The 24,383-nt window shown below is 58.0% G+C and carries 26 protein-coding genes; 14 read left to right on the top strand and 12 right to left on the bottom strand.

Translation table 11 applies throughout. The annotated features are described in order from the left end of the window. Positions 1-26: 26 nt before the first annotated feature. From AB4090_RS13135 to AB4090_RS13070, 14 genes are all read left to right on the top strand, one after another. Positions 27-1,520, top strand: coding sequence for a type II and III secretion system protein family protein (locus AB4090_RS13135; RefSeq protein ID WP_369574342.1), 1,494 nt, complete (start codon positions 27-29; stop codon positions 1,518-1,520). Positions 1,521-1,530: 10 nt separating this feature from the next. Continuing rightward, positions 1,531-3,228, top strand: coding sequence for an ATPase, T2SS/T4P/T4SS family (locus AB4090_RS13130; protein WP_369574341.1), 1,698 nt, complete (start codon positions 1,531-1,533; stop codon positions 3,226-3,228). Beyond that, positions 3,215-4,069, top strand: a complete 855-nt coding sequence (locus AB4090_RS13125) for a type II secretion system F family protein (protein WP_369574340.1) — start codon at positions 3,215-3,217, stop codon at positions 4,067-4,069. The genes AB4090_RS13130 and AB4090_RS13125 overlap by 14 nt, the downstream gene beginning before the upstream one ends. A 4-nt stretch (positions 4,070-4,073) precedes the next feature. Next, entirely contained in the window at positions 4,074-5,087 is a 1,014-nt protein-coding gene (locus AB4090_RS13120) for a type II secretion system F family protein (protein WP_369574339.1), read from the top strand. Further along, the gene (locus tag AB4090_RS13115; protein ID WP_369574338.1) at positions 5,084-6,346 is read left to right on the top strand and encodes a DUF192 domain-containing protein; all 1,263 of its coding nucleotides are present in this window, start codon (positions 5,084-5,086) and stop codon (positions 6,344-6,346) included. Before AB4090_RS13120 ends, AB4090_RS13115 begins: the two co-directional genes overlap by 4 nt. A gap of 35 nt (positions 6,347-6,381) precedes the next feature. Beyond that, positions 6,382-7,728, top strand: a complete 1,347-nt coding sequence (locus AB4090_RS13110; protein ID WP_369574337.1) for a pesticin C-terminus-like muramidase — start codon at positions 6,382-6,384, stop codon at positions 7,726-7,728. Between the two features lie 4 nt (positions 7,729-7,732). After that, positions 7,733-8,686 (top strand): hypothetical protein, encoded by a 954-nt coding sequence (locus tag AB4090_RS13105; RefSeq protein WP_369574336.1) that lies wholly within the window; start codon positions 7,733-7,735, stop codon positions 8,684-8,686. A 118-nt stretch (positions 8,687-8,804) separates the two neighbouring features. Next, positions 8,805-9,275 (top strand): hypothetical protein, encoded by a 471-nt coding sequence (locus AB4090_RS13100; protein WP_369574335.1) that lies wholly within the window; start codon positions 8,805-8,807, stop codon positions 9,273-9,275. A 147-nt stretch (positions 9,276-9,422) separates the two neighbouring features. Beyond that, positions 9,423-9,875: a lysozyme inhibitor LprI family protein gene (locus tag AB4090_RS13095; protein ID WP_369574334.1), complete on the top strand. Its 453-nt coding sequence runs from the start codon at positions 9,423-9,425 to the stop codon at positions 9,873-9,875. A 5-nt stretch (positions 9,876-9,880) separates the two neighbouring features. Then, entirely contained in the window at positions 9,881-10,081 is a 201-nt protein-coding gene (locus AB4090_RS13090; RefSeq protein ID WP_369574333.1) for a hypothetical protein, read from the top strand. Then, the gene (locus tag AB4090_RS13085) at positions 10,078-11,100 is read left to right on the top strand and encodes a hypothetical protein (RefSeq protein ID WP_369574332.1); all 1,023 of its coding nucleotides are present in this window, start codon (positions 10,078-10,080) and stop codon (positions 11,098-11,100) included. Before AB4090_RS13090 ends, AB4090_RS13085 begins: the two co-directional genes overlap by 4 nt. 205 nt (positions 11,101-11,305) lie before the next feature. Continuing rightward, complete coding sequence (locus tag AB4090_RS13080; RefSeq protein WP_369574331.1) at positions 11,306-11,926, top strand: hypothetical protein; 621 nt, start codon at positions 11,306-11,308, stop codon at positions 11,924-11,926. Positions 11,927-11,937: 11 nt separating this feature from the next. Continuing rightward, positions 11,938-12,690 (top strand): hypothetical protein, encoded by a 753-nt coding sequence (locus tag AB4090_RS13075; protein ID WP_369574330.1) that lies wholly within the window; start codon positions 11,938-11,940, stop codon positions 12,688-12,690. A 256-nt stretch (positions 12,691-12,946) separates the two neighbouring features. Next, positions 12,947-13,273 carry a lysozyme inhibitor LprI family protein gene (locus AB4090_RS13070; protein ID WP_369574329.1) on the top strand — a complete coding sequence of 109 codons (327 nt, stop codon included), beginning with the start codon at positions 12,947-12,949 and terminating at the stop codon, positions 13,271-13,273. A gap of 36 nt (positions 13,274-13,309) precedes the next feature. On the opposite strand, the gene AB4090_RS13065 is transcribed toward AB4090_RS13070, so the two are convergent. The 12 genes from AB4090_RS13065 to AB4090_RS13010 form a co-directional block, all read right to left on the bottom strand. Continuing rightward, positions 13,310-13,750 (bottom strand): host attachment protein, encoded by a 441-nt coding sequence (locus AB4090_RS13065; protein ID WP_369574328.1) that lies wholly within the window; start codon positions 13,748-13,750, stop codon positions 13,310-13,312. Positions 13,751-13,821: 71 nt separating this feature from the next. Then, positions 13,822-14,031, bottom strand: coding sequence for a hypothetical protein (locus AB4090_RS13060; protein WP_369574327.1), 210 nt, complete (start codon positions 14,029-14,031; stop codon positions 13,822-13,824). A 9-nt stretch (positions 14,032-14,040) separates the two neighbouring features. Next, a complete protein-coding gene (locus AB4090_RS13055) occupies positions 14,041-14,235 on the bottom strand; it encodes a hypothetical protein (protein ID WP_369574326.1) in 195 nt (64 codons plus the stop codon). 55 nt (positions 14,236-14,290) lie between these two features. Further along, positions 14,291-14,875 (bottom strand): histidine phosphatase family protein, encoded by a 585-nt coding sequence (locus AB4090_RS13050; RefSeq protein ID WP_369574325.1) that lies wholly within the window; start codon positions 14,873-14,875, stop codon positions 14,291-14,293. Next, positions 14,872-16,128, bottom strand: a complete 1,257-nt coding sequence (locus tag AB4090_RS13045) for a class I SAM-dependent methyltransferase (protein ID WP_369574324.1) — start codon at positions 16,126-16,128, stop codon at positions 14,872-14,874. Before AB4090_RS13045 ends, AB4090_RS13050 begins: the two co-directional genes overlap by 4 nt. Before the next feature lie 128 nt (positions 16,129-16,256). After that, entirely contained in the window at positions 16,257-18,374 is a 2,118-nt protein-coding gene (locus AB4090_RS13040) for a proton-conducting transporter membrane subunit (RefSeq protein ID WP_369574323.1), read from the bottom strand. Continuing rightward, the gene (gene nuoB, locus AB4090_RS13035) at positions 18,371-19,099 is read right to left on the bottom strand and encodes an NADH-quinone oxidoreductase subunit NuoB (protein WP_369574322.1); all 729 of its coding nucleotides are present in this window, start codon (positions 19,097-19,099) and stop codon (positions 18,371-18,373) included. Before nuoB ends, AB4090_RS13040 begins: the two co-directional genes overlap by 4 nt. Further along, positions 19,099-20,676 carry an NADH-quinone oxidoreductase subunit C gene (locus AB4090_RS13030; RefSeq protein WP_369574321.1) on the bottom strand — a complete coding sequence of 526 codons (1,578 nt, stop codon included), beginning with the start codon at positions 20,674-20,676 and terminating at the stop codon, positions 19,099-19,101. The genes nuoB and AB4090_RS13030 overlap by 1 nt, the downstream gene beginning before the upstream one ends. After that, a complete protein-coding gene (locus AB4090_RS13025) occupies positions 20,673-22,148 on the bottom strand; it encodes a proton-conducting transporter membrane subunit (RefSeq protein WP_369574320.1) in 1,476 nt (491 codons plus the stop codon). Before AB4090_RS13025 ends, AB4090_RS13030 begins: the two co-directional genes overlap by 4 nt. Before the next feature lie 4 nt (positions 22,149-22,152). Next, a complete protein-coding gene (locus tag AB4090_RS13020; RefSeq protein ID WP_369574319.1) occupies positions 22,153-22,830 on the bottom strand; it encodes a hypothetical protein in 678 nt (225 codons plus the stop codon). Further along, the gene (locus AB4090_RS13015; protein ID WP_369574318.1) at positions 22,830-23,792 is read right to left on the bottom strand and encodes a respiratory chain complex I subunit 1 family protein; all 963 of its coding nucleotides are present in this window, start codon (positions 23,790-23,792) and stop codon (positions 22,830-22,832) included. Before AB4090_RS13015 ends, AB4090_RS13020 begins: the two co-directional genes overlap by 1 nt. Positions 23,793-23,905: 113 nt before the next feature. Further along, positions 23,906-24,181, bottom strand: coding sequence for a hypothetical protein (locus AB4090_RS13010; RefSeq protein ID WP_369574317.1), 276 nt, complete (start codon positions 24,179-24,181; stop codon positions 23,906-23,908). Between the last annotated feature and the right edge of the window lie 202 nt (positions 24,182-24,383).

Below are 24,383 nucleotides of genomic sequence, written 5' to 3'. Positions count from 1 at the left end.
TTGCCCAAATAATGAAGGAAACAATTATGCGTGCACGTTTTTTTGCGCTGGCGATCTTTTGCAGTTTTTCCAGCATGGCAATGGCCGCCGAGGACGAGCCTGGAATCTCCCTCTATGCCGGACAGGTGAAGGTAATACCCAGTAAAGCAGTAAAGCGAGTGGCCGTGGGTAATGGCAAGGTTTTGAGCACTACGGTAGTTGATAATCGTGAGCTGTTATTATTAGCAGAGGGAGCTGGCGAAACCAGTTTACGTGTTTGGTACAAAGATGGTGGAGAGGCAGCATATCGCGTGCTGGTGGCACCACAGGATGTGGGGCGGGCGGCAGAAGAAATCCGCACGCTCGTTAGTGGGAATGTTGTCAATCCGGTCTCGGTACAGGTAGTAGGTGATCACATAGTCATTGATGGAAAAAATCTCTCCCAGCAGCAAATCGACCGGATCAATTCACTGAGTTTGTTGTACCCGAAAAAGACAATTGTAATAGCCAATAAAGAGCCATTCAAAATGGAAAAAATGGTTTGGTTGGATGTTAATGTTCTCGAGGTGCGGAAAACGCTGTTGGAGAATTTTGGTGTGGATTGGCAAAAGCAAATTTCTGGCCCTTTTGTTGGTTATGGAAAAGATTTTATCGGCCCTAGGAGCGTTCCTGTGCAGCCGTTGGGCAGTGACTTGGCGCAGCCTGCTGTTGCCGGATCGGGTATGCGCCTTACCCCTGCACCGGTTGGATTGGATGGCGCCATTGATTTGGTCAATCTGGCCCGCCCGATTAGCGGCGTGATGAACTTTGGCATCATTACCGGCATGCTTTCCAAGATCAATTTTGCCCTAAGCAATGGCGACGCCTGGCAAATTGCCAACCCGCAGCTCAGTGCGCGCAGTGGTGGTACAACAAATTTTCTGGCAGGCGGGCAGGTGCCAATTTTGCAAGCGTTGGCCACCGGTGCAGCGGCGTTCCAGACAGTTACTTTTAAGGACTACGGGATACAGTTGAATTTTAGTCCGCAGGTAGATGATAGCAATAACATCTCTATGAAGGTGAAAGCGGAGGTATCCGAAATTGATCCCGCTACTTCGGTGATACTTAACGGACTCACAGTGCCCGGTTTTTTGGTGCGGAAAAGTGATGCGGAAATCAATGTGCAGGATGGGCAAACGATGGTGATTTCTGGCCTCGTAAATCCGAAAACGGCCAAAAATGTGTCTAAGCTACCCTGGTTGGCGGATGTCCCCATCCTGGGGAATCTATTCAAGTCGACCAATTTTCAGTCTGGCAATACGGACCTAGTAATTTTGGTGACACCGCGGGTTGTGAATCCGGGCGGCCTCGAAAATGTTCGCGAGGTATCTGCGGCAGTGCGTTTGAAGGATGAGTATCGCCAGACCTTGGGCAAGGACTCTCCGACCCGCGAGGCAATCGAGCGAACCCTGGGCGGAAAAGGCGTGTATCCGCCAACGGGGACGCCGCCTGTGCAGACTCCAAAGCTGACGCCTTCGCCCACCACAATGCCAAAATCCTGAGGAATCTCGAATGTTTACAATTCAGGCACATTACCCGAAACAGGGGCTGGTGGACCTCGAACTCACAGATGCCGGTTGCCTGATCGGACGCTCGCCAGATGCACAGTTGCGTATCGAGGGCTGGGCAGTGGGCAAGGAGCACGCGCGGATCACAAAGCGCGCGGATGGTCCTTGGGTGGAGGCGATTGGTTCTCTGGCGTCGGTGCAGGTGAATGGTGAGCATGTGCGTTGGTATGGTCCTTTATCGCCCGAGGACACCGTCGAGATTGGCGGCGTGCGGATGCGGGTACTCCCGCTGGCAGCGGCGGTGGAAGAGGTTTCGCCCACAGCGACAGCAGCGGCTGTGCCGGAGCCCGAGCCTCCTGCGTCGGGCAGCGCGGACGCCCTAACTCCCGCAGCAGAACAGCCCGACTTACGTCCCATGGTCGATCCCGCCTGGATGCGTTGGCGTAGTGCGGTGGAAGAGCGAGTACGCAGCCAGATGGATTTGCGCCGTATGGACCTTACCAGTCTGGACCGCGAAGAACTGCGGCAGGTGGTGACGAAGATTGCTGTGGAGGTCTTGTCCGGACTGCGTCTCCCTGCGGAGATGGACCGCGACCGTCTGGTAAAAGAGGTTGTGGACGAAGCGGTGGGCCTCGGGCCGCTCGAAGATCTCCTCGCCGACGAGAGCATTACCGAAATCATGGTAAATCGCTACGACGAAGTCTTTGTGGAACGGCGCGGGCGTCTCGAGCCAGCGGCGGCAGTTTTCAGTAGTGAGCAAGCAGTGCGCAATATCATCGACCGGATTGTGGCGCCAATTGGTCGTCGCATTGACGAGGCCTCGCCTTTGGTAGATGCCCGCCTGCACGATGGCTCGCGTGTGAATGCCGTCATTCCACCGCTGGCTCTAAAAGGTGCCAACATCACCATCCGAAAGTTCAGCAAAAAACGCCTACAGGTGGAAGACCTCATTCAGTATGGCTCGCTTGAACAGCGTATGGCCGAATTTCTCAACGTGGCGGTGATGCAGCGCAAAAACGTCATTATTTCCGGGGGTACTGGGTCCGGTAAGACGACGTTGCTGAACGTTCTTTCCAATTTTATCCCGTCGTTCGAGCGTGTGGTTACCATTGAGGACGCAGCGGAGTTACGCCTGTATCAGCCCAACCTGGTCTCTCTGGAGGCACGCCCAGCCAATGTAGAAGGCAAGGGCGCTATTCCGATCCGCGAGCTGGTGCGTAACGCCTTGCGTATGCGCCCCGACCGCATTGTGGTCGGCGAGTGCCGAGGCGGTGAGGCGCTCGACATGCTGCAAGCCATGAATACCGGACATGATGGTTCGCTCACCACTGCCCACGCCAATAGCCCGCGCGACATGCTCTCTCGCCTTGAGGTGATGGTGATGATGGCCGGTATGGATTTGCCCCTCTCGGCAATTCGCGAGCAGGTCGCTTCCGCTGTTGACATCATCGTGCAGATCTCCCGCTTTTCCTGCGGTTCGCGCAAGGTTAGCGCCATTGTTGAAGTCACCGGTACGGAAAGCGGTGTGATCCAGTTGCAGGAGCTGTTTGCCTACCGGCAAAACGGCTTTGGGCCCGATGGTAAGGTGTGTGGTGAGTTCCGCGGTGCGGGATCCATCCCCGAGTTTTACGAGGAGATGCGGGCCCGCGGCCTGCCTGTAGATACCAGCATCTTCCTGGAGGCCGAGCATGGACGCGACTGAGGGTTTGCTGGCGTTGCTGGTCTTTATCTTCGTTGCGACCTCTCTCTACCTAGTCTACGGATCCACGCAGAAGGCCTTAGAGACGGGCAGGAAAAAGTTTACCGCTGAGACTCGTCAAAGCCTCGCCGACATGTTCATCTTTGCCGACCCGGCATTGCTCTGGCGCCTCAATCTGCTGGCCCTGGTATTGATTCCGATTGTGGCCTGGCTGCTCAGTGCTTCGATGGTAGTGGGCATCATGACGGCATTGGCGGTGGCGTTCTCCCCGCGACTCATTCTCCGCTTTTTGCAACAGCGGCGTTTTCTTCGCCTGCATGACCAACTGCCAGACACCCTGCTGATGATGGCATCCTCCTTGCGCGGTGGTGCCAATCTCACGCAAACCGTAGAGGGTCTCGCCCGGGACCTCAGCGCGCCCATGCGCGATGAGCTGTCTTTGGTGGTGCGCGAGCAACGCCTGGGAACCAGCTTTGAGGATGCCCTTGCCAATCTCGCCGAGCGCGTGCGCTCACAGGACTTCGAGCTGGTGGTTTCGGCACTGCGGATCAACCGTCAGGTAGGCGGCAATCTTGCCGACACCCTGCAACGGCTCGGTGAAACCGTGCGCCGCCGCTTAATGATGGAACAAAAGATCCGCGCCCTCACTTCGCAGGGCAAGCTGCAGGGAATCGTCATGACCGCATTGCCGGGACTGATCGTGCTCGCATTGCTACGCATCGAGCCGGAGGCAACCGGCCAGCTGTTCCACTCCCTGCAGGGCTGGGCGGTGTTGTCGATCGCCCTGGTGCTGGAGGTGTTGGGGTACTGGGGTATTCGCAAAATCACCAACATTGAGGTGTAAGATGATGGGTCTTCGCAGTTCAGCTTGGCGCGGCTTGTCTGCTCGGCAGGTGATCACGTCGATATCGCTGGTGCTGGTGCTGGCGGCTGTGGTGCTTTGGCTCTTACGCTCCCCGAATCTTTGGATAAATTTGTTCGTTGGGAACGGCGCGCTCTATTTCATCGGCTTGTTGGTCGGCGTCGCGGTATTGGTTTCCATCGTTACCGTACAACGTCTGTGGACCATGGTGGAGCCCTCTGCGCGCGAGTATCTCGATCCTTTACCCAAGGGGCTGCGGCGTATCTGGCCGCTGCTACGTTTTATCGATTCGACTATGGTGGTCTTTTTGCCGCAATCGTTGGTGGAGCGGTCGTCGCCCCGCATTCAACGCGCTGGTCTGCAATTTTTGATCACTGCACGCGATTTTGCTGCGCTAAAAATCCTCTCGGCAATTTCTGTCTTGTTTTTTTCCATCTGGCTCTATTTGGGATTGGGAATTTTTCGCTGGGAAATGGCCGTATTGGGCATGCTGCTGGCAAGCTTCTACCCCGATCTTTGGCTGGTGGAACAAGCAAAGAAACGAAAAAAACGTATTCTTCGTGACCTGCCAGTCTATCTGGATTTTATCACCCTGATGGTCGAAGGTGGGCTCAATCTTGGTGGTGCCATTCAGGTAGCAGTCGACAAGGGTCCGGAGGGTCCGTTGCGTAGCGAATTGCGCATGATTTTGCGCGATTTGCGCTCTGGTATTCCGCGGATCGAGGCCTTTCGCCGCTTTGGTGAGCGGATCGCCCTGAGCGAGGTGCGCAGCCTGGTTACCGCCATCATTCAGTCGGAAGAGCGCGGCGGTAGTGTGGGCCCGGTGCTCAAGGCCCAGGCCGAACAGCGTCGGGAAGAGCGCTTCCTGCGTGCCGAAAAAGCAGCCCTGGAAGCGCCCGTCAAACTCCTTGCGCCGTTGGTGATGTTTATTTTTCCGATCGTCTTTATGGTGCTCGCATTCGTTATTTATCAAAAATACGTGCTGGAGGTGGCTACATGAGAACGTCGATCGCGATTACGCGAAATCGGGAGATTCTCTGGTCGCAGGCAAACATTGCTAGCAGCTTTTTTCAGCGATTACGGGGCCTGCTCTTACGCCCACCCTTACAGGCGCAGGAGGGATTGCTTATTCCCCACTGCAACGCGGTGCATATGTGGGGAATGCGCCATGCTATCGATCTGGTCTGGCTGGATGGCGACGGCATAATTGTCGGCTTGCAAGCCGAGTTACGGCCCTGGGCCTTTGCCCGCTGCGCACGTGCGCGCAGCGCATTGGAACTGGCACCGAGCAGCATTGCTCGCCAGCGCTTGCAGATTGGGCAACAACTACACTGGGTAGCAGCGCATTCGCCGGGCCAGGCGCAACAAATAGTCGCGACGCCGGAGGCAGGTGCTGGCGCGGTCGAATTTCTCATCGCCGCTCCCGCTGTCCTGTTGTTGTTTTTAGGAACACTGCAAACCAGTTTGCTTTATCAGGCCCGCCTGCAGTTGGAGGTGGCCACCCAAGACGCCGCCCGGGCCGGCGCCCTACATGGCGGAAGCTTGGACGCCATCCGCGATGGTCTGGCGCGCGGTCTCGCGCCCCTGTACACCCACGGTCAGGGAGCCGGAGACTACGCGGAGGGCTATGCCCGCGCCAAGCTGGCGGCCGCTCAAGCGCAAATCGACATCCTCAACCCCACTCGGGAGGCGGTGCAGGACTTCAAGGAGGCAGGTCGATTGCCGCTGGATGATGCCACCGGCCAAAAACAGGGGCGGGACGGTAACTGGGGCTGGGGCATTCCCGAAAACCACCTGGGCTATCGCTCGACCCAGATCGGAAGCAACGGCCAGTTACGTCTGCAGGATGCAAACTTGCTCAAGATCCGGGTTACCTACCATCAGCCGCTGATTATGCCGTTCGTTGACCGCCTCTTTGCCCGCTTCGACCCCAATAACCAGCACAAGGGCAGCGTGGTCGGAGGAAACCGTGGCGGCAATGGCGCCATTGAGGGGCCACAAGGCGCACTCGATAGGCTGCTCAATACCTTTCCCCTGCGGGCCGAGGCGACTTTCCGTATGCAGACGCCGTTTACTGCCTTTGGTAACACTGCGGATGCCGCCAAACTGCAAGCGCCGCAGCCGGGCGGCAAGGAGCATTACGACCCAGAAGCAACAACGCCAAGCGCTCCCTTACCTCCCCTCGATGACCCAGATCATCAGATTGATGAATATGACCCCCGCCTGAAACCGCCGCCAGATTTCAGTAATGCCTGCTGATTTTTGCATGAAAAAGATGGAGGGAGTGTAAGGATATGGGAAATGATTTTTTGGTACCCAAGCGTGTTTGGCAAGTGGGTGTCCTTGCGGCAGTAAGCTGGTGCGGCACGGCGGACGCCTTCGATTGCAAGCTTGCCAAAACCCCTGTGGAGAAGACTATCTGTGCACACAACGACTTGAAACTGAAGGATGCTCAGCTCAATCACAACTACACGGCCTGGCGCACTCACGAAGAAAAAATGAACAACAAGTGTATGCTGGCATATGAAGCCATGCAGCAGAAGGAGTGGCTGAGGGAGAGGGATAAATGTGAAGCGGATACCAAGTGTATTGCTGATGCTTATGATAAGCGTATGGCTGAAATTGATGTTCATGCGCATGCATGTTTAGGGCTTGATGCTGACGTCAAGGCAAAGCTGGGTGCTGCGTGTGCAGCCCCGCCAGTGACCGCACCGGTAAGCTCTGGCCCAACCGCGCCAACGCAGAGTGCTGCGCAGCCCAGTATCCCTTGTTCAAGTGCCAATCGCGCCGATAGTTCCTTCCTAGAGACCAGCGAGGGGGGGCTGTACGTGGGGGCTTATGTACCAGGATTTTATGGGGAAGCAAAAATGGACAAAAATCGCGGAGGATTTGTTCCCGGCCTCTTGAAATCGCACCCGGATTTCAAGGCGGCAGGTAGTAGCGGCGTCACTATTGGGGTGGGAGTGGATTTGGGACAGCAAACTGCAAACGGGTTACGGAACCGAGTGGAAAATTATGTTCGGAAGTACGGTAAGCCCGCTAGCGTGGATGTGAATGAACTTGTTTCACGATTGAGTCCGTATATGGGCCTGAAATTGCAAGCAGCGGTTGATGCGCTTCAAAAGCATCCTCTATTCGTGAGCAAGGAAGAAGCATCCTTATTGAGTAATGCAATCAAGGCTAGCGAGCGCCAGAACACTGAAAAACTATTCAACAACTATAACACTATGGGTGTCACCTTTCAGCAACTACCGGAGGCGGCACAAACAGTTTTGCTCGATTTCACCTATCAGTACGGCTCCCAGGCAGACGAAATTCACACGTATTCGAGTAAAAAGTGTAAAGGAGAGCAGGCGGTAGATAACAAGGATTGCCGAAAAACTAAACAGGCCGAAACCCGCTACGTGGTGTGGAAGGCCTTTTATGCGGGAGATTGGGAGACCTTGGCCGGGCACCTTGCCAAGAACGATCTTCCCGATAGGCGCTATGCGAGTAGGCGGCAGCGAGAAGGTAATCTTCTCAAGCAGGCAATCCAGAGGGGTGCGCTACCACAAAAAGGCTCTCCCTGCGGCGGCGAGAACAGCGGGGCTCGTAATCGAGTGGCAATAGGCAATGAGCGGAGGAAATGGTATGTGGTGTAGGCAAATGCGTCGTACTGTGATGGTATTCTCGGTGGCGTGGATCGCGCTGGGGGCTATGGCGCCGGCCCAGGCCGCGGTCCACTCCATCGATGAATTGCCCTATGTCAATGTTGTCGGATGCAACGACAAAGAGCATTGGGCTGCGCAGCGGGTTATCTGTAGTCCTGAGGCGCGCCATAGTAAGCTTTGGGACAAGCTCGTCCAAGAGGATGGTTACGTTTTCGGTCAGTATCGTGACCTTCTGCAGAACACCGCACTGAATAGCCCGGAACAGCAGCGCATCGTGGTGTCCCAGGGGGAGTATCTGCGTCGGCGCGATGCCTGTGGCAAAGATTTGTTGTGCATGTTGCGGGTCGAAGAGGCGAGGGATAAAGAGCTGATGGCTTTGCGTGCCAAGCTGCGCAAGGATCTGCCCGAGGACGAGATAGCGGCCTGGAGCAAAGGTTGGGTGATTCCCGGCTCGGGCGGCAAGCCCCAGGCCCTGGGGCAACGGGTGATGGCGGGTTTTGCATTGTATCCCCTGCCGCACGTGACCTTGGCCGACGGTAGCACCCTTTTTTGGGGCTTCCAGCAGGGGGAGGGCTCTGTGCAGTCGCTGGCCATGACCAACGGCAAAGGACAGTTGCAGGTACTGGGCATGGCCGATGATCTGCTGTTATCCAGCAAAGAAAAGACCTCGACGCCCCAGTTACGCCTGTTTGTGCAAGACCCGAAGGCCCTGGAGCGTTATCTGCCGGCGCTGCGCGCCTGGGCGGCGGCGGACAGTCTGGGCTTCAACCAGGAATGCCCGGGCAAAGACGCCCAGCGCTGCACTGCGGCCATGCAGTCGCCCCTGCCCATTCGCGCCTTTCTACTGCGACACGAGGCCGGCAAAAAGCGGGAGAATAACGCCCTACAGAGCCCTGTGCCCTTGCCCAAGGTGCAGGATTCCGTGTCTCCCGGACTCTTTTGGCAATGATGTACGCACAGAAATGCGAACCGGTAAACGGGACACTACCTTAGTTTGTGGTAAAGCCAAATGTTGAGATAAAAATGACTTGTCGTGAGATTTATCCTGATACCAAAAGGGGGGCGTGATGTACCTGTCCATATACAAAATTGTATCTTTTGTCCTATTGTTTTTTGTAGCGGGGGCGGCCTTTGCGGATCCCATGCTGGTGCCTGCGGATGAGCTTCCAAATTTTCTCGCCAAGCATGACAAAGCTGTGGTGTTGTTCACCAGTCCGGACCCAAAATGTGTCTTCTGTACCGAAGGCATGCGAAAGAATTTTACCGTTCTGAGTCATCACGGTGCCCGGCAGGGGCTAGTGTATGCGGTAACGCAATGGTCTCCGTGGCAGAACCTTCCCCCCGTTATACAACGTTACGGTATAAACCTTCTCCCTCAAATCGTGCTTTTTCGCAATGGTAAGGAAGTGGGGAAGTCTGTGGGATATCTCAAGGTTGAGGAGTGGCGCGCACTCGAAGCAAAAGTGCAGACAGAGTTTGGAGGTGTGACAAATGCAGCGCCTAAGACAATATTGCGGGAAGCGCCGCAATTTCCATGATTGCTTGGCGAAATTTTCGACCTCTATACGCGCCCCTTGCCGAGCAATGGCCCCTCATTTGATTGCCGAACGGCAAGTAACCTTGCAGAGAAAACGGTTTGTAAACATCCGCGACTGGCGGCTCTGGATCGAGCCTACGGCGCGAAAATGCGGGATCGGTTACTCAAGGATGATGCTGCCCGGCGGCAGGATCTGCTCAATGCGTATTATTGGGATATGGGTATCCGTGACGTTGGAGGTGACAATGTGAAAGAACTCACCCAGGCATATCAACAGGCACTTGGCGAGGATACAGCCAAGTATTTCCAGGAGAAAAAGACCCAGCCACCGGTTGCCGAGGCTGATTGCCGAATGGCGCGTACACCCACGGAAAAAGTCGTCTGCAGCAACCCTCAGTTGCAAATGTGGGACCGTACGATGGCCGAGTCCTATCATCAGGCTTTTGCAAGAAGCAAGCCCAACAGCGCCGGGCGGGCAGAACTGATTGCAGATCAGCGCAAGTGGCTCAAAAGCCTTGACGCCTGTAAGGCAGATGCAGCGTGTTTGGAAAGAGCCTATCGCCTACGTGCCCGGACTCTCTCTGATTGGCCGCAGCGGTGAGCGATATGGAGCTGCTCGTGCTGAGTTTGCGAAGCCATGAGGACGAGGCGCAGAAGGATTATCCTGGCCAATATTCTTTCCAGATGCTGGTGGAGTTGCGGAATGGGGATAAGCATGAAGGAGTGTTCGACATCGAAGCTAGCGATGTTGGTGTCAGCAAACCCTCTGGAACTAGCTTGGGATACCTGTGGTTCAGGAAAAAATGAACGGAAAGTTGGTATTAGTGGTGATGGCAACGGCTTTGGGTGTATTCGGCATGTCGCAAGAGCGACAAGTCTATGCCGCTGAGGATAAAGCCGGAGAACAGCAACTGGACTGCCCGGCCTTGGCGAGCTCCCGCTACGATCCCGATTGGGGCGGGCCTAACGCCTATTGCATTGGTAGAAAACCTTTTCCCAGCCCGGCATGGGGTCCCGTATGCAAGGCGATAAACAGTTATAACCCGCCGGGCTCTTTTGGCGGGTCCGCTGGGCTTCTCGATACTATTAGCGTAGGATTTTGGGAAGACCTGCAAAAAGCTGGCAAGGGAACGCCGTATTGCAAAGCGCTGTTGGACACCAACGCAGCGTTTGAAAAGAAACTCTTGCAGTGTGGCGATAACGGACCCTGCACCCTCAAAGTCCTCACGGACCGCTCCTGGCAACTGAATGGTTTGGAAAAGCGGTTTTCCGGCCCCGCACTCACGCGAGCAATGTTTGCGCAGTATCTCGGCAAAGACGGTCAGTTAGCCGTGGGCGGTGGCGAGACTTTAGAGCAGCGTGCCATCCGTGGCTTGAGCATTTCGCCGCTTCCCAAAGCGATCCTGCCCCAGGGGGTGCTGTACTGGGGCATCGAACCGCACAACGCGCAAACCCAAAGCCTGGTGTACAGCAATTCCCAGGGCGACGTCCTTGCATTGGGGCTGGTGGATAATCTGTACTACCGATACCGCGCGGGCGAAGCAAGCAAGCTTCCGGAGGACGCCGGCATCCGTCTTTTTGTGCGCAACCCGGCGGTGCTATCCACGCTGCTGCCTGCCCTGCGGGCCTGGGCGGCGGCGGACCTGCTGGGTATGAACCAGACCTGCCAGGGCGCGCAAGCGATGAATTGTAGGAAAGCGTTGACGGTGACTGTACCCATCACCGCTTACCGCCTGCCCTGCGCCAACGGAAATCTCGCCGCCTGCCAGCTGCCGTTACCGAAGGCGAAGGGAGAAGCACCCGCACTCAATGCGTTTTGGCAATGAGGGTTGGAGGCGGGGCCAGAAGCCAGCCTATTGCTTTGCCGTCGCTCGGTCTGTGGCAAGGCGAAGACCAAGTTGGTGGCGCGTTCCGAAGGACGCTTTTGGCCTTCAAAGATATGGAATGCCCGAATGGCGACGGCGGAAATATTGCCGCAAAGGTTATCTGTGACACTAATAGCCCTGAGCGAATACAGGGGCGGAGGGAAAGATGGATAGATGCTACACCAGAAAGAATCAATGCCCAGGCTCGTTGCTGGGGCGCAGGTCGGTCACAGGCGTTCTGCTCCTGGCCGTTGCCTTGGCGATAGCGGGTTGTAGTGGTTCCAAACAGGACAACAGCGGAAAATCTGTCAACTTTCAGGGCAAGACAGAGGATGGCACGCGGGTCCAAGCGCGCATAGCCGCGGATGAAAAATCAGGGGAAAGCATCGCCGCCACGGGAGTGGACGGACAGATTGCTTTCCATCTTTTGCAAAAGACCCTGGAGCCGGTGGTCGGAAAACTGACCTTGAAAATGGATGTCGCCGTCAGTGGGCAGAATGCCAACCTGCCGAGTGGTGAAAAGGCGCATCAGTTGGTGGCGTATGGGCAAAACCCCCTCCCACCCGACGCCGAAACGTTGGTAAAAACCCAGTTTGCACGGGTTGGGTTTTCGGATGTTTCGGTTATGTCTATGGCGGAATCGGGCGGCAGAATGATGATGATCTCTGGCGGCACGGGTCAACACATCTTTGACGGTGCAGAAATCACGGTGTCGAGTATCCAAGTGTCGATAGACAAAGGTCGGACAACGGTCAATGCCCTGATCTCTGTGATGCCGAAGAGTTGAAAGGTTGCGTTATGAAAAGCTCTAACAACTTGAGTCTAAGACACAAGCTATCAGGGACCATTGCCTGCGTGGCTCTACTTTTTGCAGCGATGCCGACAGCATGGAGTGCAGAAATCGGCGAGGCACAAGCCGAAGCGATATGCAAACAGGCGAAAAAAGTGCCGATCCCGGCGCGTGACCTGCCAGACAAAGCGTATTTTTCGAAAGATAAAAACTGTAACAGCATCGACTATTATGATCCTGCCATTGGCAAGCCGGACTTTCAAAAAGCGCGATGGTGTGCGTATGTCGAACGTAAAGAGGATGTTGGCGCGCCAATGCTACAGGGTCCCGGTGTCTTGGCGATGTTGTACGCCAATGGCCAAGGCGTTCCTCGCAATATACCGCTGGCTACGCGCTTTGCTTGCGAAGCTTTGAGCCTTGCGGAACTGGAAGCCGGCCTGGCTGATTTACAGGAAAGGAGCAAAACCGCACAACCCACGCCATTCAAAACATGCGATCATGCAAGTTCAGCGCTGTCTGCAAATGAATGCGCACTCCATGAAATAGATAATCATAAACTGCTTCGAGAGGCACAATGGAAAACGATGACGGCGCGGTGGAGTGAGGCGCAGAAAAAAGCGTTCTGGCATCTCGTGGCAGTTTCCGGAAAATGGTTCGATCAAGCTGAACTTGAATATAGCACTGGTGCGGCTCCTATGTGGAACTCGCATTGGCAGATGCTGGAAGGAGAAAAAAATGGCAACCGTTTCCGCGACTGTTAACGCTGGTCGTGCAGGATAAAATGCAAGCGTTTCCTAATCCTGGCGTTGCGGCGCTGGATGAGCGCTTGAAAAAGGTTATGGCCAAATCCATTAGTCTTATTGAAAAAGAAATATATTCAGATGCAGATGGCGGGTAGTATACCCAGCGAATGTCGCCGATTCGCAAAAGCTGTGGTATTCCTACCGCCAAGCCTGGCTGAATTTTTATCATACTCTCTACCCGCAAAAAAGCGATTCTCTACTAAACGCCTGTTTGTTGAATGACCGCATCTCGCAGTGGAGCGATTTTGCCGCGACAGGAAAATCGGCTGAAGATCGGGAAACTACCGATCCTATTTTCTGCAAGAAAGCTGCTGGCGCAACAGAAACGACGATCTGTAAGAGCGAGAAGCTGCGGAATTTGGATAATGAACTCAACGCTCGTTATAGTTCCTACAGAGACAGCCAGTTAGCTTGCGATCCGCTGCGAGACCAGCTCAAAACAGAACAGTTAGCATGGCTCAAGCAGCGAAACGCCTGTGGGGCCGATGCCGCCTGTATCGAGCGGGCCTACAAACAGCGTTTGACGCAGCTACCTAAATAAAAGGGTCTCTTGCGCGCGGCGTGCGCCTCAGGGTGGTTATGCCTCCAAATGCTTTTGGAGTTCCTCGCTATGGCTCTCGGTGTAATCCTTGGCCACACTTTTCGTTACACAGTTTGCCATATCCTTGTCCAAGGCCTCGCGTAGTAAGCCCAGAAACTCCGGCAAGGCGACCAGAATGATTTCCGCAAAGGTGCCCGCTTTGCGCTCCTGATTCAGGTAGTGACCCAGCTCGGCGGCAAAATGCTCCTTGACGACCAGCTTGGGGCTCGTTTTGGGGTCGATGGCGGGGCGGGCACCGTGGGCAAAGCTTTGCTGGCTGCGGCCAGCGGCACTGTCGGCGATCAAATCTTCCACATGCTTGCGGCTTTCTTCATGTTCCCAACTGCGCAGATATTCGGGCACTTGGAGTGTGTGTTGGCGCTGATAGAGTTTTGCATGGCTGGCATTCGCCACCAGGATCCAGGTTTTTGCTTCCATGAGATATCGACTCCGTCACTGGTTAGAACCTACGAACCCCCGAAACGTCCGGGGGCGACTCTGGCGACCGCTTAGGGGTTGCGTAAATCTTCGGGCTCGTCATATTCATAGCGGGGTGTTCCCCCCGCACTGACTGCCGCATCGGGTAAGAGTTTGCGGAGCTCCGCGCCTGCGCTACCCAGGATGCTGGCATTTTTGTCCAAATTGGCGGCAATTTCTTGGGCTTCCGCCATACTCAGTTCCAGCGTGGTGCTGTCCTGATCTTCTGCGATAATCTTCATTTTGCCTCCTCAATCAAAAACACCCTTGGGTTGTTGAAAGTGATCGTCGATGCGATAGTCCTGCTCGCCAAGCAAATACACCATGTCCAGCGGCACGGAGGAAAACTGCTCGGCATTTTTGATGATCGGATCAACAATTTTGCTGAGATCTTTTTTGTCAAATGCTATGCGAATAGTACCCTTTGGGGAATCCACGAGTTTCATATTGCCTATCTCCTCTGCTAACGACACCCTTTCAGTATAGAACAACATTCGGCGGCTATTGGCGCTGATTCCATAGCGTAATCGCCGGGCTAATATGCTCCCAGCCCAGACGAGAGATGCTGGCGGCATCCAGGTGCAGGTGGTCGCCAAACTCCAAGCCCAGTCCTAGCCAACAGCAGGCCAGGGCGCGCAGGATGTGGCCATGGGCAAAGCAGAGCACGTGCTCGTGCCCCGCGTCTGCCCAATCCTGCAGGAGTTTTTGGCAGCGTTGTTGAATCTGCTCGCCAGTCTCGCCCTCCGGGGCGCCACAGCGGAAGATGGTCCATTCCGGGTTCTCCTTGTGGATTTCCGGCGTGGTCTTGCCCTCGTAGCGGCCATAGCGCCACTCGTGCAGGCCGGCGTGTGTCTGGGGTTCGAAGCCGGCGAGCACGGCGGTGTGCCGCGCCCGACGGAGAGGGCTGGTGTAGACCCCATCGAAGTGATGGTCGCCCGCCGCGAAATAAGCCCACAGGGCCTTGCCTTCCGCCCTCCCTTCCTCGGTCAGGTCGATATCGGTGACGGAGGTATGGCGGCCACTGGCGGCCCATTCCGTCATGCCGTGACGGACCAGGGTGATGGAATGGATAGCGTGCGGGCTCATACGTCCCCCCAATCCGGCTCGGCGAGGCGAAAGGGATCGTGATCCACATACTGGTAGCGGCGTTCCCAGGGGCGCGGGGTGAGCGCTTCGCCGCGTTGCTTGACGGCCAGGACCTGATGCAGCGCCGACCAGTTGCGCCAGAAGGCGTAGGCGCAGCCGGCCATGTAGATCGCCCAGATGCGATAACGCTGTGGTCCGACCATGGCCACGGCTTCGGCCTTGTGGGCTTCCAGGCGGCGCACCCAATGGATGAGGGTCTGGGCGTAGTGCGGGCGCAGATTTTCCACGTCCAGCACCTCCAGGCTGGCGCCGGCCATGTCCCGCACTACCCGCCACAAATGGGGGATTTCGCCATCGGGAAAGACGTATTTGTCGATGAAATCGGAGCCCGAATGATGCCCGCCCTCGTCATCCTGCTGGCTGGCGGTGATGCCGTGATTCATTACCCAGCCGCCCTCCTTGAGCACCCGCTGAATGACATCGAAGTATTCGGGCAGCTTGGCCCGCCCCACATGCTCGAACATGCCCACGGAGCTGACCTTGTCGAAGTGCTCCCGTTCGGGGATGTCGCGATAATCCTGGAGGCGGATTTCCATTCGGTCAGCCAGCCCTTCACGGGCCATACGTTCCTTAGCGAAGGCAAACTGTTCTTCACTCAAGGTGACACCGACGCCGTGAATCCCATAGTGGCGGGCCGCCCAGCTCAGTAAGCCGCCCCAGCCGCAACCGATGTCCAGGAGCTTTTCGCCCGGCTGCAGATGCAGCTTGCGGCAAATGTGATCGAGTTTCTGTTCCTGGGCGGTGTCGATGTCTTCCTCGCCGGTTTTGAAATAGCCGCAGGAATACACCATGTTGCGGTCCAGCCAAAGCTGGTAAAAGGCGTTGGAAACGTCATAGTGGTAGTGGATGGCCTCTTTGTCTTTGGCCTTGCTGTGCAGGGCCTTGTGGAGGATGCCGGTTTTGGGTTTTTTGCCGGGGAAGGCGCTGCCGAGGCCCTCAGCAACGGCGAGGATGTCCTGATAGCTGCCCTCCATATCGAGGTCACCCTCCACATAGGCTTCCCCGAGCACGTCCAGGGCGCTGCCCACCAGTAAATGCGTGACAATCTTGGCGGTCTTGATGTGCATAGTGACCCGCACGTCCTCGGCGAAGGCATACTCATGACCATCCCAAAAGATGAGGCGCAAGGGCAGAGGCTGGCCCTGTAACCCCTTTTTGACATGATCGAGAAAGTTTGTGCGCAAATCCTTCATCGGTAGACTCCTTGTCTATCAGCTTGAGTGGCGAGATGGTGTTGCAACCCTTTCAATAATTTTAGAACATCTAAATGTGGTCTGGATTCAATCTCTAAAGGCATAGGTATATTTGCGGCGTAAAGCGGTTACCCACCCCCCGCACCTGCCGCGATGACCAGCACCAGGACCAAGGCCAGTAATATGTAACTCGCATAGGTATTCACCCGTCCCTTGTGCATGCGGGCGAGCTTGTCGGCGATAAAAAAGGCGGCGCGGCTGATGGGGTGCAGTACCAGGCGTTCGGAGACATTGGTGATGACCTGGTGATAACGACGGGTCAGGACAAAAGCGCCCTGGCGTTCTTCCTGGGTTTCCACGACCGGGTGGAAAAGCCCTTGGAAGACGACCCGCACCGGTGCCGCAAAGGTGGTTGCAGTATAGGTCATTTCCGGGCGCAGCCGGGTGAGGCCGGCATCCCAGAGGGTGCTGCGCCGCACGCCGCGATGGCGCAGCCCGCGCACCAGCAGCCAGACGCCCCCCAGCAAGAAGGTCAGCACCAAAAACGTCAGCAGGGTGGACATGGCATACACCACCGGGGCGTTACTGTGATCCAGGTGCATGACGACCAGCCCGCGTAGGGGCAGTATTTGGGCGCCTACACGCGCGCCGATGGGGTCCAGAGCGTGCTGGATGGCTAGCGGCACACTGCCCGTCCAGTGGAAGAAATTGGGAACCAGTGCGGCAGTGGGGTTGGCGCCGACCAGGGGCGCGGCCAGTTGCCCGAGCGCTGGGATGACCAGCGTTGCCGAAAGTCCCAGCAGCAGGCAAAGCGCGGCCAGAATGCCCATGGGAATGACCACCGTGCGCGGCGCCTGGTGGGCGCTGGCGGCGGCCGGGGAGCGCGGTAGCCCCATCAGGGCACTCCCCGGCAACAAGATGAAGCAGGTAAGGGCAAGCCCCGAAGTCAGCGCCAACAAGGCACCCGACAAGGCAAAGGTAATACGCACGGGAATGTCGGGAATTTCCACCACCCGCAGCAGAGATTCCAGCAGCAACCATTCGCTGACGAAGCCGTTGAATGGAGGCAGGGCGGCGATGGCAAAGGCGCCCACCAGAAAAAAACTACCGAGAGCGGGTAGGCGTTTCATCAGGCCCCCCATGGCGTCCAGGTCGTGGGTGCCAGTGGTCGCATCAATCCCTCCGGCACCCAGAAACAGCAGCGTTTTGAAGGTAGAATGGTTGATCATGTGATAGAGGCCGGCCACCATGCTGGCCCCGCCCAGGAGGGGATGACCGTAGGCGGCAAAGGTCAGGCCGGCGCCAATACCCGCCGTAGCAATGCCCATGTTTTCCACGGAACTTTGGGCCAACAGGCGTTTCATGTCTTTTTCGACCAGGGCGTAGATGATGCCGATGAGGGCGGTGAGGGCGCCGCTGCTGAGAATGACCAGCCCAAGGGTGGGATGGTGCAGGGCAATCGGGGCATCGATGCGCAAAAAGGCATACAGCCCCAGGTTGAGCGTGGCACCCGAGAGGATCGGCGAGGTGGATCGTGGGGCGGAGCCGTGGGCGGCGGGAAGCCAGACGTTGAGGGGGATGATGCCGGCCTTCATGCCGAAGCCAAAAAACGCCAGCAGGCCCGCGACCACGGCGAGGCTCGTTGGGATATGGGGCATGGCGTTGGCGATTTCGGCGAGCTGGCTGCTCCCCGCTGCCGAAGCCAGGAGCAAGAGGCTCACCAATCCCGCCAGACTGCCGAGTTCCGAGAGGGCCAGGGTCAGCAGTCCGGCGGCGACGGGTTTGCTCTGCCGGGTTTCAAAGGTGATCAAGCCCCAGATGGCGATGGCGGCGATCTCCCAGCAAAACATAAAGGAGACGATGCTGGCGGCGCTGAAAAAGCCGATCATGGCGGCCAGGGTCAACATGACGATGCCAAGGAATAATCCGCGGCGAGCGCGACCATAGGCGTTGGCGTCATGGGTCACGAAGGGCAGGGTGACGGCAAATACGGCGGCGGTGATGAGGATGAGCAACCCGCCCAGCGGCGTCTGCACGAAGTTGAAGGCGCCAATTACCGGTAACGCCAGATGAATCATAGGGATTGCTCCACCGGCGACCATGGCGTCAATGCCCTGTATTCCCAGCAGCACACAGGCCAGTGTCATCAGCCCCCAGGCCAGGACGGGGGGAAGGCGGCGCCCCGGCAACAGGGCCACCAGGGGACCGGCGAGCAGCAGCAAGTAGGCGAGGACGTAGAGCATCATGGGGTTCCCTCCTCCGTCATCTGGGGAACGGCTCGACCGACGACCCGCAACAACCCCTGCAAAATGGCCAGAGGTGGGGGTGGGCAACCGGGAATCCACCAATCCACGGGGACGATTTTTTCCAGCCCGCCGGCGCAGGCGAAGCTCTCGCCAAAAATACCGCCGTTGACGGCGCAGACCCCCATGCCCACCACGCGCTTGGGTTCGGGCATGGCGGCATAGGCTTTGCGGATGGCGGTGCGCATGGCGTCGGTGATGGGGCCGGCCACGAGCAGCACATCGGCGTCGCGTGGGGTGGCTGTCACGAAGATGCCCAAACGGTGCAGATTGTAGGCGGGGGCATCGATCAGACGGACTTCGTTGACGCAGGCCCCGCACGCACCGGCATCGACGTACAGCACGTTCAGGGACTCATAAAAGCGCCCTCCCAAGGGGCCCTGGTTGTTGGCTGCCGCTACGGTCCAGGCAAAATCTTCTTGCCAAGGCAGGGCGTGTTCCCCCTGACGGCAGCGCTGACAGTGTATGCAGCGGTCAAAGGCGACATGGACACCCTCGGCTCTCGCCTGCAGGGCACCCACAGGGCAAAGTGCCGCCGTCGCTTCGGGGGCGGTGACGGGCGCTGACAACGGCCGTCCCGGACTGAGACCCGGACTGAGATCCTCGCCGTCGGGCCAGGGGGTCGTTTGAATGCCCTGTTTTAGTCCGTAGTAAGGCCAGAAGCTCATCAGCGATCATTCTCCGCTATGGACAGGCCCCAGGTGGCCAGGATGATGGGAAAGTCCTGAAAGGCCGCGCCTTCCACCGCGCGTTCAAAGGCATGCCAGTTGCGAAAACCGGGCGTACCGAGACGTAGGCGGGATACCCGCCCGTCGGTGTCGCAGCGCAGCCAGTGGAAGGTGGCTCCCGAAGGGGCCTCTACCCAGGCGAGCGCATGGCCTTCCTGGGGCTGCCAGGGTTCGGCAATCGGTCCACTAGGGAGCCGCTCGGCGACTTCGCGGACCATTTCGCCGCTGATCCGGGTTTCCGCGAAAAAAATGCGCAGCCGGGCATAGCCGTCGCCTTCCTGCTCCACCGGGATTTCCGGCTGCAGGTGGGTGTAGGCGCCATAGGGCAGATGGCGGCGCAGGTCGAGGGGCCGCCCCGAGGCGCGGGCAATGGGACCGACTACGCCGTAGGTTTGGGCGAGCTCCGGGCTGAGGGTCCCCATTTCTTCGATGCGGTCGAGAAAACTGGAGCTACGTTCCAGGCGGTCTTCCAGGTCGCGCAGGCGTTGCTCCACGGCAGGCAGGGTGTCGAGCAACAGTTGTACGCGGTGCTCATCTAGGTCTTGCCGCAAACCGCCGGGTTGCAAGATGCCGAAAAAATAGCGATGTCCACAGAGGCGCGCGCTCAGGCGCAGTAAACTCTCGACAATGTCTTGGGCCATGGCCTTGCCGACGGATAGTGCCGTAGAGCCGGCAATTTCGGCGATGTTGGCGGCGTGGTGACGCATGCGTTCCAGTTCCGCGAACAATACCCGCAACCGCTGGGCACGGGGCGGAACCCGAAGCTGGGCGATACTTTCCAGCGCCTGACAATACGCCCAGCCGTGGGCAAAGGCAGACGCTCCCGCAAAACGCTCGGCGAGCAGCAAGGCATCGCCGGCGGGGCGGCCCTCGGCGATTTTTTCCACACCCCGGTATTTGTAAAAAAGCCGGGTGTGGAGGTAATGGATTTGTTCTCCCGGTGTTTCCAGCAGCCACAGACCGGATTCATTGGTGTCTCCCCAGATGGGCCCGATGGGGAAGACGATGGCGCCGTCTTCCTGGAGAATCTTGGGGGGTTGCCAATCCGCACCGGAACCGTGGACATCGGGACGCTGGTGACCATCAAAACGGCGCCGCATGGGGTCCACGCCTTCGGGCCAATCATCATCGTGGAGGACGAAATCCCCCAGGAAGGGGTGACCGCGAAAGCGTAACCCGTACAAATCCCAGGCTTCCCGCTCATGCCAGTCGGCGGCGTGTACGGTGTCGCTGATGGCGGGTAGCTCCTCGCCCGGATGCGCCTCGATGCGGGTTTCGATGCGCTGACCGTCGTTGGGGAGGTAAAAGAGATAATGCACGGCGAGGACGTCGTCCACCCCGGTCTCCTCCACCAGCAGCGTGGCAAATTCCGCCTGCCAGTCGTGGACCAGGGCGGTGGTCAGCTCGGGCAGTTGGGTGGCGGCGCAGCGCAGTTGCAGCCAGTCGGGCTGCAGCGTGCGCTGCTCCACGCCCGCCAGATGCGCTAGCCAATGGGTGAAGGGGTTGGCCGCGCTCATCTATGTACCTCTAACAATGCCGCCGCCTGATGGACCAGGTGCCCCAGTGCTGGCGGCAGAAAAAATCCGAAGACGAAAACCGGGATGATGGCCAAGGCGATGGCGGCCATGCTGCTGCGCGGGATGGGCAGGCGCGCCTGGGGGGCGTCCGTCGCGGGTGCTCCAAAGGCGATCCGCGAAGCCTGATAGGCCAGGGCAATGAAGGCCAGGACGATGAAGGCGGTGAGCAGCCCAGTGGCCAGATACTGGCCGCTGGCATATCCGGTATACAGGATCTCGAATTCCGACAGGAACAGCGCGAAGGGGGGCGCGCCAGCAATGGCCAGGGTACCGATGATCAGCGCCCAACCCACGGCGGGAGCCCGGCTGATGAGACCGCGCACCTGGGCGATCTCTTGGGTGCCAAAAACCACGCCCGCAAGGCCGGCGGCAAAAAAGCACAGGGATTTGGTAAAGCCGTGGGCGAAGAGTTGATAGACCGTTCCCACTTCATGCACCGCCGCCCCGATGCCGCAGGCGGTGAGGATGATGCCCATGTGTTCGATGGTGGAATAGGCAAACATCCGCTTGAAATCATGGACCTGCAGGAGCATGAAGGCGGCACTGCCAACGGTGATCAAGCCAGCCGTCATATACCAGGCAGCGGGGTCGTGGATGCCGGGATTGCTGGCCAGCACGGGGTAGAGGCGCAGCAGCATGTATAGGGCGGCACTGGTCTCCACTCCCGACAGCACGGCGCAGACGGATGCCGGTGCCTGACTATGGGCATCGGGCAACCAGGTGTGCATGGGCACCAGCCCGGTTTTGGCGCCAAAGCCGACCAGCCACAGCACGAAGGCCAGGAGCAGAATGGGGCCGGGAATCTGCGGGGCCGCCCGCAACAGGCCGTTCCAGGTGGCGGGTTGGCCCAGGCTGTGGGTCGCGTAATAGAGTATCAGCACGCCAAGCAGGGCGATCATTGCCCCCATGCTGGTGAGGGCTACGTATTTCCAGGCGGCCTCCAAGGCCTCGGCGCGGTCTTCGTAGGCGACCAAAAAGGCAGAAAAGACCGTCGTCAACTCAATGGAAATCCACATCAAGGCCAGATTGGACACCAGTGGCACCGCCAGAATGACGAGGGCAAAGACATTCATCAACGGGAAATATTCCCGATACCGTGGAGGGGCGGCATCGGGCCCTTGTTCCTGCCGCCGCGCCCAGAGATAGCCAATGGCATACAGGGAGGACGTGAAGTACACGAAGCTCACCGGCAAGAGATACAAAGCTCCCAAGGCATCAAGGGAAAAAAAGCCGGCGCTACCGCGCAGGATACCGTGCCTTTCTACCCACCATGCGGCCGAGATGGCCAGGATCAAGGTGATCAGCGCCGCCAGCAGGCTGAGGTAGGGCGCACTGCGCCGGTTGGCGACGGCCAGCAGGGCACCCGCCAGGGGAACCAGCAAAATGAGCAGAGGCAGCCAGTGCGCGGACATGGCTTCAGCGCTCGTGCAGGCGGTCGAGGGCACCCACTCGCGTGGAGCCGGTGACGCGGCGAATGTTGCGGATGAGTAAGCCGATGACCAGGGCGACGATGGGCACGTCCACCGCAGCGGCAATTTCGGCAATCACCGCGAGGTTGTGGACGATGGCGATGGAGCCGAAAAATGCCCCGTTTTCCATGATGAGCAGTCCCATCAGTTGGGCGACGCTTTCCCGCCGCAGCGCCACCGTAAAAGCCCCCCACAGCACCATGATGAGCCCCGTCGGCAAGTTGAGGTGGGCAAAAGGGGCAGTGTGCAGGAAGGGCAGGGTGGGTGCCACCGCGAACCAGCCGACCAAGGCCAGGACGGCTGCCACCAATACCGAAGCCGGAATGCTCAGCGCCTGATCGACTTCCCGCCGCCCGTATATGGCCTGTCCAGCCGCCCAGCGCAACACCAGCGGAACGGCGATCACCTTGGTGACGAAGGTAATGATCGCCACCCAGAGCAGGTTGATGGCGTCCAGGGCATCGGCCAGGACCAGCGCCGATGCCGTCAGGGCGACGGATTGCCACATGAAAAAATACAGCGAGGCCAGCATTTGCCGGGAGACCATGACCCCGAGGCCAAACACCACGAAGAGTCCGGCCACCGAGCCGTCCAGGGCGAGGGCGGTGCTACTGACGGCGACCATCAGGCGATCCCCACCAGGCGCACACTCACCGCGAACAGGCAGATGATGAAGGCGACGGCCAGAAACTCAGGGATGCGGAACAGCCGCAATTTGGCCAGACTGGTCTCTACCAGTGCCAGCACGACCACAAAAGCCAGCAATTTGAGCAGGACCAGGCCCACGGCAGCGAGGATGGCGCCCCATTGCGCATGGGCAGACAGGCCCCAAGGGGTAACCAGCACATTGACGAAAACCAGCGCCAGGACCATCAATTTCATAGCGCCACCCCATTTCATCAGGGCAGCGCTGCTGCCCGAATATTCGAGCCCCTTGGAGTGCCCGATCATGGCGATTTCCACCTTGCCCGCCGGGCTGTCCACGGGAATGCGACCCTCATCGGCGAGGATCAGCAAAAAGAACGCCAGGACGATGAGCAGATGAGAGGGCTGAAACATGCTGGCCCAGGAAGCCCCCCAGGTCGCGTTGACGAAGTAGGGAATGGTGCTGTTGGCGACGTAAGAGACACTAAAGAACACCATGATGAAGACGGGCTCCGCCAGAAAACCCACCATGTGGGTGCGGCTGGCACCCACCGCCGCATAGACGTTGCCGGTATCCATCCCGGCCAGCGCCACGAAAAACCCGGAAACGGCCATCAGGAATCCCACCGCTACCATGTCGCCCATGAAGGCGAAAAACAGGGGAAATTTGGTCAGCGCCGGAATCAGTAACACGACGAAGAGCGGCATGACAAAGGCGACGATGGGGGCAAAGCGGAAGACCCAGGTGGATTCCTCGGAAATGACCTCATCTTTGGCGAATAGCTTCCCGATGTCGCGATAGGTCTGCCAGACGCTGATCCCACTTTTGCCCTGGATGATCTCTTCGAGGCGATGCAGTACGCCTTCCACTAAGGGCGCGAACACCAGGAGGAAGACGACCTGCGCCACGTTGAGCACGAAATGCGTCCACAAGGGCGTCATGATAGGCCCACTTTCAGGTCAGACTTCCGCGCTCTCAGCCAATCATCCATACCGCGCGGGGCCGGGTTGCGTTCGTCCATGTCTAATACCAATCTGCGGATTCTCATATCAGTTTAGTGCAAGTGCCCAGTGCGGATCTGGCGCACGATCCACTCAATGTCATCCACGATATCGATGGCCTGGCAGGGTGCACGGTAATGCCCGATAAGGGCGCAGTGATGGGATTTAAGACGTGTGGCAGGCTCGCGGACGGTCAGCGGGATCACATGGGTTGCACCATTCTGACAAATCCACAACGCCACTCCCGAACGGGTATATTCTTCGGTCATGCGGACCACTCTCTGCGCCAGGGCGTCGACTGACTGCTTGAGTTGCATGGTCTGATTCATGGCCGGGCTCCCCCAGTCGTGAATGGCATTTGGAGAGAAAAATAGAGATATTGTTTAGCGACGTTAATAGCGCCGGTTAAAGTCATATTTGAAGCGCAGATCACCCGAGTTCGACAGTTCAACGGCAAAAATCGTCAAATTCGTAATGCCACCCCAGCATTCATAGGGGTTTCAGCGCCTATTTTCGAAAACGTCTGTGGTG

Source organism: Acidithiobacillus sp. IBUN Pt1247-S3 (assembly GCF_041146875.1).
Taxonomy (GTDB): domain Bacteria; phylum Pseudomonadota; class Gammaproteobacteria; order Acidithiobacillales; family Acidithiobacillaceae; genus Igneacidithiobacillus.
The sequence above is the reverse complement of the archived record's forward strand: the minus strand, read 5'-3'. Positions and strand labels throughout refer to the sequence as shown.